The sequence below is a fragment of the Mesorhizobium sp. M0437 genome (genome assembly GCF_040321335.1).
Lineage (GTDB): Bacteria > Pseudomonadota > Alphaproteobacteria > Rhizobiales > Rhizobiaceae > Mesorhizobium.
In genome coordinates this window covers 53,497-66,820 of the sequence record NZ_JAMYRK010000023.1, presented here as the reverse complement: position 1 = coordinate 66,820, position 13,324 = coordinate 53,497, and the positions used below count along the sequence as shown (strand labels likewise).

Annotated in this window: 13 protein-coding genes; 10 read left to right on the top strand and 3 right to left on the bottom strand. The window is 62.2% G+C overall.

Going from position 1 to position 13,324, the window contains the following annotated elements; genetic code table 11:
• Positions 1-53: 53 nt before the first annotated feature.
• From NKI72_RS16840 to NKI72_RS16815, 6 genes are all read left to right on the top strand, one after another.
• Positions 54-845, top strand: coding sequence for an alpha/beta fold hydrolase (locus NKI72_RS16840; protein WP_352770970.1), 792 nt, complete (start codon positions 54-56; stop codon positions 843-845).
• Positions 846-960: 115 nt separating this feature from the next.
• Positions 961-1,545: a GNAT family N-acetyltransferase gene (locus tag NKI72_RS16835; protein ID WP_352850338.1), complete on the top strand. Its 585-nt coding sequence runs from the start codon at positions 961-963 to the stop codon at positions 1,543-1,545.
• Positions 1,526-2,182, top strand: a complete 657-nt coding sequence (locus NKI72_RS16830; RefSeq protein ID WP_352850337.1) for a hypothetical protein — start codon at positions 1,526-1,528, stop codon at positions 2,180-2,182. Before NKI72_RS16835 ends, NKI72_RS16830 begins: the two co-directional genes overlap by 20 nt.
• Before the next feature lie 147 nt (positions 2,183-2,329).
• Positions 2,330-3,946, top strand: coding sequence for a GMC family oxidoreductase (locus tag NKI72_RS16825; RefSeq protein ID WP_352850336.1), 1,617 nt, complete (start codon positions 2,330-2,332; stop codon positions 3,944-3,946).
• Positions 3,943-5,154 (top strand): mandelate racemase/muconate lactonizing enzyme family protein, encoded by a 1,212-nt coding sequence (locus NKI72_RS16820; RefSeq protein WP_352850334.1) that lies wholly within the window; start codon positions 3,943-3,945, stop codon positions 5,152-5,154. Before NKI72_RS16825 ends, NKI72_RS16820 begins: the two co-directional genes overlap by 4 nt.
• On the top strand, positions 5,151-6,074 hold the full coding sequence (locus NKI72_RS16815; RefSeq protein ID WP_352683503.1) for an NAD(P)-dependent oxidoreductase: 924 nt from the start codon (positions 5,151-5,153) through the stop codon (positions 6,072-6,074). Before NKI72_RS16820 ends, NKI72_RS16815 begins: the two co-directional genes overlap by 4 nt.
• Positions 6,075-6,166: 92 nt before the next feature.
• Here NKI72_RS16815 and NKI72_RS16810 read toward each other — a convergent pair whose 3' ends face one another.
• Entirely contained in the window at positions 6,167-7,105 is a 939-nt protein-coding gene (locus NKI72_RS16810; protein WP_352683501.1) for a diacylglycerol/lipid kinase family protein, read from the bottom strand.
• Between the two features lie 737 nt (positions 7,106-7,842).
• On the opposite strand from NKI72_RS16810, the gene NKI72_RS16805 reads away from it, so the two are divergent.
• The 3 genes from NKI72_RS16805 to NKI72_RS16795 all read left to right on the top strand — a co-directional run bounded on the left by NKI72_RS16805 (position 7,843) and on the right by NKI72_RS16795 (position 10,090).
• Complete coding sequence (locus tag NKI72_RS16805; protein ID WP_352683499.1) at positions 7,843-8,277, top strand: hypothetical protein; 435 nt, start codon at positions 7,843-7,845, stop codon at positions 8,275-8,277.
• 6 nt (positions 8,278-8,283) lie between these two features.
• Positions 8,284-9,414, top strand: coding sequence for a hypothetical protein (locus NKI72_RS16800; protein ID WP_352850332.1), 1,131 nt, complete (start codon positions 8,284-8,286; stop codon positions 9,412-9,414).
• A 160-nt stretch (positions 9,415-9,574) separates the two neighbouring features.
• The gene (locus NKI72_RS16795) at positions 9,575-10,090 is read left to right on the top strand and encodes a hypothetical protein (protein ID WP_352850331.1); all 516 of its coding nucleotides are present in this window, start codon (positions 9,575-9,577) and stop codon (positions 10,088-10,090) included.
• An 8-nt stretch (positions 10,091-10,098) separates the two neighbouring features.
• On the opposite strand, the gene NKI72_RS16790 is transcribed toward NKI72_RS16795, so the two are convergent.
• Positions 10,099-11,721, bottom strand: coding sequence for an FAD-binding protein (locus NKI72_RS16790; protein WP_352850330.1), 1,623 nt, complete (start codon positions 11,719-11,721; stop codon positions 10,099-10,101).
• A gap of 118 nt (positions 11,722-11,839) precedes the next feature.
• Between NKI72_RS16790 and NKI72_RS16785 the strand changes: the two genes are divergently transcribed.
• Positions 11,840-12,334: a YegJ family protein gene (locus NKI72_RS16785; RefSeq protein WP_352469768.1), complete on the top strand. Its 495-nt coding sequence runs from the start codon at positions 11,840-11,842 to the stop codon at positions 12,332-12,334.
• Between the two features lie 15 nt (positions 12,335-12,349).
• Here NKI72_RS16785 and NKI72_RS16780 read toward each other — a convergent pair whose 3' ends face one another.
• A complete protein-coding gene (locus NKI72_RS16780; RefSeq protein ID WP_352850328.1) occupies positions 12,350-13,321 on the bottom strand; it encodes a hypothetical protein in 972 nt (323 codons plus the stop codon).
• Positions 13,322-13,324: the final 3 nt, after the last annotated feature.

Genomic DNA, 13,324 nt, shown 5'->3' with positions numbered 1-13,324 from the left:
CCGCAGCTAGGCTTTGCCACATTCAACGCTCCAAGAAGGAAGGTGTATTCACCATGAATGAGCTGGATTTCGTGACCGTCGGCGATGGCACACGCATCGCCTACCGCATCGACGGCGACGCCGGGAAGCCCGTGCTGATGCTGTCGAATTCCATCGCCACGACGCTGCGGATGTGGGACATGCAGGTCGGCGAGCTGTCGAACCATTTCCGTGTTCTGCGCTATGATTTTCGCGGCCACGGAGGGTCGAGCGTTCCGGCCGGCGCTTATTCGCTCGACCGGCTTGGCCGCGACGTGATCGAGTTGCTCGACACCCTGGGCATTGAACGCGTACACTTCCTCGGTCTGTCGTTGGGCGGCTTCGTCGGGCAGTGGCTCGGCATCCACGCGCCCGAGCGGATCGAGCGCTTGATCCTGAGCAACACCTCGTCCTACCTCGGACCGGCAAAGCAGTTTGACGAGCGGATTGCCGCCGTGCTGCAGGCGCCGGATATGTCCGAAACCGCCGAGATGTTCCTGGGCAACTGGTTTCCTGCGCGTATGCTGGCGGCCAACGAGCCCGTCATCGAAGAATTTCGCGCCATGCTGCTGGCCATCGACCGGCAAGGCTTGGCTGGTCTGTTCGCGGCGGTTCGCGATGCGGACCTTCGCCGAACCGTAGCGCTGATTTCCAGGCCAACGTTGGTGATCGCCGGCCGGCACGACACTGTGACAGCCGCCAGCCATAGCGAGTTGATCGCGGCGACGGTGCCCGGCGCGAAACTGGTTGTCCTGCCCGCGGTCCACTTGTCGAATGTCGAGTACCCCACCGAGTTCATGGAGGCCGTGCTTGGTTTTCTGCGCTGAGATGGAGCACGACAGGGATGCTGAGTGAAACCCCGGTTTGAACATCCCCGCATGGACCGCAACCTATGATGCGCTAGCGCGCAGTGCAGGCTAGACTGGGCAATATCAATAGCGGATGACGGCTGACATGGAACTTGGCTTTCGCCCATTAACGCCCGATCTGTGGCCGGCGCTCGAGGACCTGTTCGGTGACAGCGCCGTCTGCAGTCGCTGTTGGTGTATGTACGGACGGATCGGCAGTTCTTATCGAAAGCGACCCGGCGAGCAAAACAAGGCAGCGTTCCGGCAGGCCGTCCAGCATGGTCCGCCTCCGGGTTTGCTCGCTTTCGACGGCGATACAGCTGTCGGCTGGTGCCAGGTGACACCGCGAGATGCCCTGCCCTGGCTCGATCGGCTGTGGCAGCTCAAGCGCGTGGATGACAAGCCGGTCTGGTCTTTGTCCTGCCTCTACGTGCGAAAAAGATACCGCAGGCGAGGCGTAACATCCCAGCTGATTGGAGAGGCTCTGGAAATCGCAAGGCGCGCAAATGTGCCTGCGCTCGAAGCCTATCCTTTCGAGGCCGACGTATCGCCGAGTGCTTCCGGCAGCGGATATGCCTCCACCTTCGCGCGCGCCGGGTTCAGGGTCGTCGCTCGCAGAACGCCGACCCGCCCGATCATGCGCTATGATTTCAAGCAGATTGCCGATCATCGCCTGTAATGCTTGGATCGCTTGCGAGGAAGCTCAGGCACTTCGAAATGAAGCCGGATCGTTTTCAACTTTTGGTCAGAGGCACAACGTGGATTGGTTCACACGACGCAAGCCGTTCTCGGGCGCTGCGAAGTCAGCTTTCCCATTCAGCATGTTGATCACCATGGCAGAGGAGGAGCTGACGCCCTTTGTCGACGACACTTACCGAACGACGTCCCGACATCTCATTTCTGATGGAGCGGTCATCTATATTCCTTATCGGTTACATTTTCTGCCAAGCGTGCGAGAGCATCACCTTGGCTTTTCATTTCCGTCGCATTGCCTGCTGACACGATCGACAGATGGCTTTTTGCGGCAGAAATCAGCCAAGGTGATCCTGTCGCTGAACGAAAGTTGGAGCATCGCCTTCGTCGTTCTGCTGTTGGGCGAATATGTCGTCGAAATCGCCGAAGACATCTACGCCGCAGTACCTGATCTGGACGCTTCAGCCTATGCCAGTTTTGTCCGACAGAACCGAGACGTAATGCGTGCAATGCGCAGCAAGGCCACAAGCTATTGGAATGCCTATTACAGGCGTGCTTATCCCAACCGGAAATCCTATCCAGCCATTGCTGTCCTCAATCAACTCGATGCGTGGGCAAGTTAGGTCTTCATCAATCTTCTTGGCGCTGAAAGTCGAAATTCAAACGAAGTTGCCAGTCGCTTTTTTCACATCGGATGCCGGAAGACCCGGCGACGCCGCGCCGCGCTCAAGTCTAGGCTAGAGCTGAATTCCGGAGCCGGCCCATCCACCATGCAGACCTATGACTTCATCATCGTTGGCTCCGGTTCGGCCGGCTCGGTCCTGGCCGAACGATTGTCGGCTTCCGGCCGCTTCTCGGTGCTGGTGCTGGAAGCCGGCGGCAGCGACCGTCGCTTCTACGTGCAGATGCCGCTCGGCTACGGCAAGACCTTCTTCGACCCGGCGGTCAACTGGAACTACAAGGCCGAGCCGGATCCCGGCCTCGCCGGCAATGCCGACCACTGGCCGCGCGGCAAGCTGCTCGGCGGCTCGAGCTCGATCAACGCCATGGTCTGGATCAGGGGCGCGCGCGAGGATTTCGACGCTTGGGCAGCGGCCGGCAATCCCGGCTGGGGCTTCGATGACCTGCTGCCCGCCTTCAAGGCGCTGGAGGATAATCAGGCCGGCGCCGACCAATGGCGCGGCGTCGGCGGGCCGCTGCATGTCACCGACTGCTCGACCTCCGTCCATCCGCTCACCAAGCGCTATCTCGCCGCCGCCAACCAGGCCGGCCTGCCGCTCAACCCGGATTTCAACGGCGCCTCGCAGGAAGGCGTCGGCGTCTACCAGATCACCACCAGGAACGGCCGCCGCATGTCGGCGGCGCGCGCCTTCCTGCGCCCGGCGATGAAGCGCAAAAACGTCCGCGTCGAGATCAACGCCCTGGCGACAAAAATCCTGTTCGAGGGCAAACGCGCCGTCGGCATCGAATATCTCCAGAATGGCGCGACGAAAACCGCCCGCGCCGGCCGCGAGATCATCCTGTCGGGCGGCTCGGTCAATTCGCCCCAATTGCTACAGCTTTCAGGCATCGGCCCGTCGGCGCTTCTTGGCGCGCTCGGCATTCCCGTCGTTTACGCCAACGAGAATGTCGGGGCAAACCTGCAGGACCATGTCGGCATCAACTACACGTTCAAGGGCAGGCTGCCGACGCTCAACCAGATCCTGCGCCCGTGGTGGGGCAAGCTGCTGGTCGGCATGCAATACGTGTTTTTGCGCTCAGGCCCGCTGTCGCTGTCGATGAACAATGCCGGCGGCTTCTTTCGCACCGATCCGGCCACGGCACGGCCCAACATGCAGCTCTATTTCCAGGCGTTTTCAACCGTCATTCCGAAGAGCGGCGAACGCCCGATCCTGACGCCCGATCCATGGCCGGGCTTTTCCATCGGGCTGTCCAATTGCCGTCCGTCGAGCCGCGGCGAAATCATGATCCGTTCCGCCAATCCGCGCGATTATCCCAAAATCGTCGCCAATGCCTTTTCGACCGAGGCGGACGTCGCTGAAATGCTGGCGGCGGTGAAATTCGTCAGGAAGATCGCCTCGATGCCGGCGATGGCGGAGATCATAGAGGAAGAGGTTTTGCCCGGTCCCTCGATCACCTCCGACGCGGATCTCATTCAGGATTTCAGGAAGCGCTCGGGCACCGTCTATCACCCGGTCTCGACCTGCCGCATGGGGCCGGACCCGGCGCGCGCCGTCGTCGATCCGCGCCTCAAGGTACACGGCATCCAGGCGTTGCGCGTCATCGACGCCTCGATCTTTCCGGACAACATAACCGGCAACACCAACGCCGCCGCGATCATGACCGGATGGAAGGGCGCCGAACTGGTTCTGGAGGATCAAAAATGAAAATCACCGACGTCAAGACCTGGGTGGTCGGCAATCCGCCGCCCGGCATCGGCGGCAAGTATTTCATCTTCGTCAAGCTCACCACCGATGGCGGCGTCGTCGGCTATGGGGAGGCCTACAACGCCACCTTCTCGGCACATGTCACGGCGAAAATGGTCGAGGACATGGCAGAGCGCTATCTCGTCGGCCGCGATCCGCACGACGTCGAAAACTTCTTCCGCCGCGCCTATTCATCCGGCTTCACCCAGCGCCCCGACGTGTCGGGCATGGGCTGTTTCTCGGCGCTCGAAATCGCCTGCTGGGACATTATCGGCAAGGAGGCCGGCAAGCCGGTCTACAAGCTGCTTGGCGGCCAGGTGCACGAAACGCTGCGTTCCTATACCTACCTCTACCCGCACAGCGGCAGCGTCCATTCGGAGGACGCCCGCGGCAAGAACGTCTACAACGACCCCGATCTGGCCGCCGCCTGCGCGCTCGAATATGTCGAGCAGGGTTTTAACGCGGTCAAGCTCGACCCAGCCGGCCCCTACACCGCCTTCGACGGCCACCAGCCGCGCCTCGTCGACATCGATCTCTCCGCCCGCATGGTCAAGGCGATCCGCGAGGCGGTCGGCACAAGAGCCGACATCCTGTTCGGTACGCACGGCCAGTTCACCGCATCGGGCGCGCTGCGCCTCGCCCGCGCCATCGAGCCCTATGATCCGCTGTGGTTCGAGGAGCCGGTGCCGCCCGACATGCCCGAGGTGATGGCGCAGGTCGCCCGCGCGACCTCGATCCCGATTGCCACCGGCGAGCGGCTAACAACCAAATTTGAGTTCGCCCGCGTCATCGAGAACCGTGCGGCGACCATTCTTCAGCCCGACCTTGGCCGCTCCGGCGGCATTCTCGAAACCAAAAAGATCGCCGCCATGGCCGAAGCCTACCACATCCAGGTCGCGCCGCACTGCTACTGCGGACCGATCGTCGGCGCCGCCAACATCCAGCTTGCGGTGACGCTGCCCAATTTCCTCATTCTGGAATCGCTGAAACAGTGGGACGGTTTTCACGCGAAGCTGCTCAAGAAGAAGATCGAATGGCTGGACGGCAACGTCATCCCGTCGAAGGAGCCAGGCCTCGGTGTCGAACTCGACGAAGCCGTCTGCGAGGCGCATCCCTGGACCGGCAAGGACCTGCATTTGCAGATGCTGCAGACGCCGTTGATGCCTTGAGCGCGCGTCAGAGCTATGCCTTCGTCGGTCTTGGCCATCTCGGCGGCCAGCTCGCCGCCAACCTGATCCACAACGGCTTTGCCGTCACCGTATTCGACCTCGACCAGGCGGCCGTCGAGCGGCTGGTCATGCTTGGTGCCGATGCCGCCAACAGCCCGGCTGATGCCGCTGGCCGCGCCGGCAATGCCATCACCTGCCTGCCCTCGCCAAAAGTCAGCGAGGCGGTGCTGGCCGGCCCCGGCGGATTGCTCGAAGGCCTGCCCGCAGGCGGCAGTTGGATCGAGATGTCGACCAATGGCCAAGACGAGATCTTGCGCCTTGCATCCCTCGCCTCGGCAAGAGGCGTCGAGACGCTCGAATGCCCGGTCACCGGCGGCGTGCATCTGGCAGCCGTCGGACAGATCACCGCGCTGGTCGGCGGCGACGCAGCGCTTTATGCGCGCCACCGCCCTGCCGTCGAGGCGATGTGCGCGCGCTCGTTCCTGATGGGTCCGGTCGGCTCGGCGGCGGTGATCAAGGTCATCACCAACATGCTGGCCTTCATCCATCTGGTCGCCGCCGGCGAAGCGCTGATGCTGGCCAAAAAGGGCGGGCTCGACCTTGCCCAGTCCTATCACGCCATCGTCGCCTCCTCCGGCAACAGCTTCGTCCATGAGACCGAAAGCCAGCTGGTGCTGAACGGCTCCTACGACATCGGCTTCACCATGGACCTGGCGTTGAAGGATCTCGGCTTCGCCCTCGGCATGGGTGAAAAATTCGGCGTTCCGCTCGAGCTTGCCTCGCGCGTCGACGCAATCTTCAGGCAAGGCAAGCAGGCCTATGGCGGCAGCGCCTGGTCGACGATGATCGTGAAACTGCTCGAGGATGCCGTCGGCACCGACCTGCGCGCACCCGGTTTCCCGGCTAAACTCGCAAGTTGATATTGGCCGGATTATCAATCGATTTCAGTCGATTGGAGAGATCGCCGGAACCAGAGCCGCAGTCAACTGAATCAAAGACTTAACAGCTTGATTCAATATCTCAGCGTCAATGCGCCGGGCAGGATCTCGAAAGTCGCTGGTATGCGACCCGGCGATTCGCCGTCTATGTCGATCAGCGCGGCGTTCTTTTGCAGATCGCCGAGCGGCTCGACAACCACTTTCTTGCCGCGCAGGATGGTGATCGCAGGATGGTTGCGGTGCCGCCCGCCATAGAGCAGGCGGATGTCCCAGATCAGCTTCAGCTTGCCGGCGGCGCGCAGGATGACGATGTCGAACTCGCCGTCGTTAAGCTCGGCGTCGGGCGCGATCATCATGCCGCCGCCGAAGAATTTGCCGTTGGCCACCGCCACCAATGCCATGCGCGCCTCAACCGGGGCACCGTCGTCGATGGTGATCGCAACCTCCTGGAACCGATAGCGGAGGAATTCCCAGACCGTGCGCCAGTAGAACAGTGCCTTGGCCGAAACCTTGCCCTTGCGCCTGTCGGCGTTGACGGCACGGTCGGTAGCGCCGGAAAGCCCGAGGCTGGCGATGTTGATGAAATGGCGGCTGGCCAGTGCGCCATGGTCGTCGACATAGCTGATGCAGCCGGCATCGACCTTGCGCGGCTTGGCCTCGGCAATCCGCTTCAGCGTCAGATCGACATTGTTCGACAGGCCGAGCCCGCGGGCAAAGTCGATGCCGGTGCCGCAAGGCAGCAGCCCGAGTTCGGCCGTCCGGCCGCTTTCCCGGAAAGCCTTCAGCAGCCCGTCGGCGACTTCGCTGGCGGTGCCGTCGCCGCCGGCCGCGATCACCAGCTCGAAGCCGATGGCGGCAAGGTCGAGCGCCAGCCGTTCGGCATCCCCCTCGGCCTGCGTTTCACGCAGCTCGAAATCACCGAAATGTCTTTTCAGCGAAGCCGCAACCTCGGGCCAATGCCGCTTGAGCCTGCCGCCGCCGGCGATCGGATTGAGAACCACCGCGACCTTCAAGCCTGCCTCCCAAAGGCCATCGAACACGCCTTCCAATCATTTGCCGGCATTGAAGCCCGCGCCGGCCTGCGGGGCAAGGGTCGATTACCCGACAATGCGGCTTCGGCATCGAGGCGGCAAATCCGGACCGGCGGCGGCAGAGATCGGAAAGTCGCTATTTTGGCAGGGTCAGTCCCCGATAATCCCGCTATCCACAGGCATGCGGCAGTTCCGCCAAACGCTTATCCGACGTACGTTAAAACCCATCTCAGGCGGCTACCGATCGCCACGCCGAAAGGCAAAGCGGAACGGCGGATTTCCTGAGGCCCGTACGGCCCTGAACGAGAACAGGCTTGCTTGTTGGAGGGATGGACGCCGAGACCTACGGGGCCGCGGAAAGCGTGCGAACGCCGACGGCGGACCGATGCTGCCATGAAGGACGGCAAAAACCTTCGATGGCGCGCTGGGCAAAGCTCGCAAGAGTGGAGACCGGCGTGGTCCGGAACGGACGCTGCCCTCGGGTGGCGACTGGCAGGACCGTCAAAATCAAGGCCGGCATGGCGCGACATCTTTCGGGAGTTGCTGCCGCGACCGTGTCCTGATCTGACAGGGAGGCGCTGGGAGAAATCCCGGCGCCGACTGTCTTTGTGGCCCCGCCTGACGATTTTGCCGGCGACGCTTCACGCTGCGCCAAAATCAGCTACTATCCATTTGTCGTCGGGGGCCGTTTAAAGGGGCTGACGGCAGGGGGACATTTCATGACGCTCATCCAGAAGCTTGCTGTTGCCTATGCTTTCCTGTTCTTCGGCGTTGTTGCCATCGGCTATGTGCCGGCTTTCAACGACGCCGGCGGCAATCTGTTCGGCCTGTTCTCGCTGCAATGGTACGACGATTTGCTGCACGCCTTCTCCGGCGTCTGGGCGCTGGCCGCCGCCTTCATCTCGCACCGCCAGGCGGTGTTCTATTTCAAGCTGTTCGGCTCGGTCTATCTGTTCGACGGCGTGCTCGGCCTGGTCACCGGTTCCGGCTGCCTCGATGGGGGCATTTTCATCAACGGCTTCCGCTCCCTGAGCGACATCGAATTCCCAGCCCGCTTCTTCGCCAACCTGCCGCACATCGTCATCGGCGGCTTCGCCGTCTACGTCGGGTTCTGGCTGTCGAAACGTGTGTACGACCATTTCGCCACGGCCTGACCGGCCATGTTCCTGTTCCGCTGGCTGAAGCGCATCATCAAGGCGATCCTCTGGCTCGTCGTCATTGTCGTGTTGATCCCGATCGCCGGGCTGGCCTACGGCTTTCTCACGACGCCGTCGCTGGACACAACGCCATTGCCGGGCGTCGCCGAGGGTGCCCCGCCAAAGGCGCTGGCCGACAAGATCCGTGCCGAGATCCCCGGCTACCAGCGGCCGGAGGAATCGACCTTTCTTACCTATCCGGAATGGGCCATCGTCTACGCCGCCCGCGAATATGCCGGCTTCGTCGACAAGAACCAGCCGAGCGGTTTTCCCTATCTCTCCTATATCGGCCGCTTCTGGCAGGACTATGCGATGGTCATCCGCGCCAGTTCTACCTACAAGTTCAACCTCGACAACCACCAGATGCTGATGATCATCGGCACCAGCCACACGATCGAGCACGCCATCCAGTGGGCCTATGAAAATACGATCGGCCGCGTCACCGAAGCGACAGCCGGCAAGCGCACCGCCGTCGACATCTACCAGGCCAAGGTGGCGGCCGATTATGCCGGTTTTCTCGACCAGGTGCCGTGGTACCAGTTTCCCTATGCCGAAAAGCGTGCCGGCCTGTTTGCCGTCCAGCCGGCAGCGGACGACAGCGCCGTCCGTACCGGCGAACGCAAGCTCGCCTTCGGCCTCGCCGACACGATCAAGCAGGGCTATGCCGATCTGATCAAGTCGGCGCTCGCCGCCACCACCGATCCCGCCTTGCTCGACATTCACGTCTGGGCCAAGGGTCCGGTCGGCGAGATGACGCGCAACGAACCCGACACCTTGCTGGAGCGCGATCTCGGCGCCGACGGCGCGATCTTCGTCACCAGACGCTATCAGGTGTTCACCGACATGATCCCGCGCCTGATCGGCAAGGGCGTCTCCTTCGTCGAGATCGGCGGCAATGACGAGATCATGGTCACCATGCTTTCCAATGACGAGATCAATGTTCCCGAAGGTGCACGCACCTTGTTCAGCTACCCGCTTCCGGCGCAACCTTCGACGCGCCGCACCGGCCTGACCGTCGCCGTGCGCAAGCTGCACATCGTGCTGCCGGCGCTGATGACGGCGGGCGCCAGGCTCGAGCATGTCTACGATTACTGAGGCCTTTCGGTCACAGCCGGCCTCGGCAGGACGTTGCGTGATGCTCCGCCACGCTCATTCCACAATCGCGGCCAAATCCCGCCTTGTTCCGCAACGATTGATGATGCCGTAGACACGTTGTCTTGCGCACATGTGCCAGGCAACTCGGAGGGACAAGACCGTGATCAAGACCGCCCTTGTCGCCATGACCATCGTCGGCTGCGATTGCGACGCCAGGCTTTGCGAATATATCGGCGAGACGCCCGCCAAATGGTCGACCATCGCCGAATGCGAAGCGGCGATGAAAAGCCAGATGCTGCACGAGCGCAATTTCGACTATCCGCTGGTCTCCGGCATCTGCCGGACACAGAACTCGTCTTCGTCATCGCAGCTCGCTGCGACCGCTTCCGAGCCTGAATTGACGACGGCCAGTACGGCCGCGACAGACCCGCTGCCACCGGAACTGAGCCATCGGCCCAGTGCAGCGGTCGGAACGCAAGTGACCGCGACGGAAACAGAAGCCGTCCGGCCGGTCGCCTACGAAGCGGCGGTCGATGGCGGCAGCGCCCTGCTCTATCGCACGAAGACCGGGTACGCCGTGGTCAAGACCGATCTCGGCCGCGCCGCATCGGCAACAATCGGCTTCGCCAGGCGTTCGGCGAACTGGCTGGCGGCGAAGCTGCCTGACGGTCTGTAGCCGCCGCTTCAGGCCGTGCCGATCAGTGCCTTGACGGCGCGATAAAAAATCGACGAAAACAGCTCGCCCGGATCGTATTGCAGCTTCTTCGTCAGGAAGGACGGCAGTTCCGGATAGGAGGCAAGCAGTTCCTTGCCTGTGTAGTGGAGCTGGTAGGGCAGGAAAAAACGCCCGCCATGCTTGATCGTCACGTCGATCAGCGCCCTTGTCAGCGTCCGCATCCTGGCATTGCCGTCGGTGTCTGTCGGCTGATTGATGTAGAGCACCAGCGAATAGGCCGGCTCCGGCGCATAATTCAGCGCCACATCCTCCTTGTGGACGATGCGTACCGACGCGTTGAGCACCGGCAGGGTCTGGTTGCGCAGGATCTCGCGCGCTTCCGCGATGAACGGGTTATAGGCCGCCCGCGGGATGAAATACTCGTGCAGGATGTCGGTCTCGTCGAGCAGATCGTTGAACAGATAGGGCACTGAATCGTGCATCGGATTGTTGCGCGTGACGAGGCAGGCCTCGCCCTCGCCCATTGCCGTCGTCCGCGCCACCGTGCAGCTCTCGAATTGCGGCTCCAGCGTCTTTTCGGTGAACCATTTCAGCTCCTGGAACAGGCTGCCCCATTTCGCCAGGTTGATGATCACCCGCTTGAGCCCGACCGAACCCGGTTCACCGATTGCCGGCTGGTCGGCCGGCGGCTGGTCGGCGACCTTATCATAGCGGTAGACGATCATATCCTCGAGGAAATTGCCCGGCGCAGTCGACAGATGCCCATAAAACAGACCGATCGCCCTGTTTGGCTCCAGAACCTCGGCGAAGAACGTCGGGAAATCGTCCGATTTGATGATCTCGCGCGAGGTCCGGTAGACGGCGTTGTCGACGATGTCGAGTGTCGCCTCCAGCACCACGCCGAACAGGCCGTAGCCGCCGACGACGTGGCGGAACAGCTCGGTATTTTCGGCCGGTGAGCAGGTCGTCACCGAACCGTCCGCCAGCATCACCCGCATCGATCGGATCGAGCCGGCGACCGAGCCGGCCTGGTGGTCCATGCCATGCGCGTTGACCGACAGCGAGCCGCCGACCGAAAAGATGTCGGTCGACTGCATCGCCTTCACCGCGAAGCGCGGGTGCAAAAGGTTCTGGATGTCGTGCCAGCGCGCGCCCGGCTGCAAGGTCATCGTCTTTGCAGCCGGGTCGATACTGAGCTTGTTGAATTTACGCATGTCGAGGACCAGCGCGTTGTCGTCGAAGGCGTGGCCGCTCATCGAATGGCGCACCGCCGCGACCGAGACCTTCAGGCTATTGGCGCGGGCAAAGGCCAGCGCGCTCGCGATGTGGTCTTCCTTGCTGACTTCGATAACGCCGTAGACCGGTGTCATCGACAGGCCGCTGGCATCGTTGATGTTGCCGCCTTTGGTCAGCCATGGCAGCGCCGGATCGTAGGCTGGCGGGCCCTCCAGCGGCTTCTGCGCCAGGTCGATGCCGTCAATGTCGGCGATGCGCCCGGAATTCTTCTGCCCCGACGGACCGCGCGCCAGCCGCGCCACGGTCGTGCCGCCCCAGAGCATCGCGCCGCCGACCACGGTTGTACCCAGCAGCAGCCGCCGCGACAGGCGAAACCCCTTGCGTTCTTCGACCATAACCCCACCCCACTGCCCCAGGAATAGCGCCTGATGGAGACAAAAACCAGTTGCCAATCAGACGTTCGGCGAACGATGATCCGGTTTGTCTGGCGAAAATGTCGAAAGCAGTCGCATCATGAAGCTTGCAGCCCGTATCGCGCTTGCCCTGTTGCTTGCGTTTGCTCCGGCATCAGCCGACGCGCAGACTCCTGGTCAAGGCGACGACAAGGTCGTCAGCGTAGCTGGCGACGATCCGGAGATGGCGGCCGCTATCGAGCAGGCGCGTGCCAGCCTCGACGACTTCCTGGTATTGGCCGACGCACCGCCATCCGGAACGGCCGACTTCCAATTGAAAGTCGTGGTCAGGGACGGGGACGCCACTGAACATTTCTGGGTCTTTCCCTTCCACCGGACGGCGGCCGGATTTGCAGGAACCTTGGACAACGAGCCGCAGACCGTGCACAACGTCGTGGCAGGCCAGGAGATCGAATTCAGCCGGGACGATATTTCCGACTGGGGCTACATGAAGAACGGCCGCCGGGTGGGAAGTTTCACTGTCTGCGTTCTCTTCAAAAAAATGTCGAAGGAAGACGCCGACTATTATCGCCAGAACTATGGCTTCGATTGCTGACGGCTGAATTCTAGTTCAACCGGCTTCTACATCCTTCACGCCGATCTTGCGGACCAGTGCCGCGGTCGCCAGGATCGTGGCCATGTCGGCGATCATCGGCGCAACATGCTTGGCATAGTCGAGCGGCACAGAGATGTCCGGCAGTTCGAAGAAGTTCTTCGTCTGCGGAAGCAGCAGAAAGCCGTCGCTGCCGTTGAGCGCGACGCGTGCCGGTTCCTTCGGCCATGTTTCGCCAAGCCATTCGAGCGCCTGCGCCAGCCGGCCGGTCACCAGCGGCCGCGCCGCTTCGATGTTGTCGGTGTGGAACTCGTAGGCGGCGTCGAGTTCGGGTAGGCCGCATGACAATTGTTCCGTCTTGCTGCCGAACATGCCTCGGAAGAAACCTACCACCATATTGGCACGGCGCGCCGCCACCAAGATTCCCGGGAACGGCGCAATGGTGTCGAACGCGATAATGACGCCCTTGAACGCCTGAGATGTGGTCTTGCCGTTCCTCTCCAGCAGCGTCACCTCGTAGAGCTCGAACGCAAAGCCTTCATACCGACCGGAGACGACGTCCTCGAAATACGAACGGTTGAACACGCCAATCGTCTCGCGCGGCAGCCGATCGAAGGAGTTCGGCGTTACGCCATGCTGATAGCGCACGTCCTGGATGAAGCCGAAGACGATCGGCAGCAAACTGTTGCGGAACGTCTGCTGCAATTTGCGCGCTGGCCTGATCGCCTGGAGATAGAGCAGGATCGCCGCCAGGAACCCGCCGATATAGAGGAACACATGCGGGGTCGAGAACCACTGCTCGTTGGGGTCGGCAACCCCGTTGAAGAGCCAGGCCACCAGCGCCACGAAGACAACCACCGATCCGATGAAAAGTGGCACCCGCCAGTGCGTCCGGCGATATGCCGAAGCCCTTTGCGCCTCGTAGGCCTCGATGTCCTTCCTGAGGCCGGCGATCACCGCTTCGCTCGGCATGAAATCCGCAGTTTCCATCAC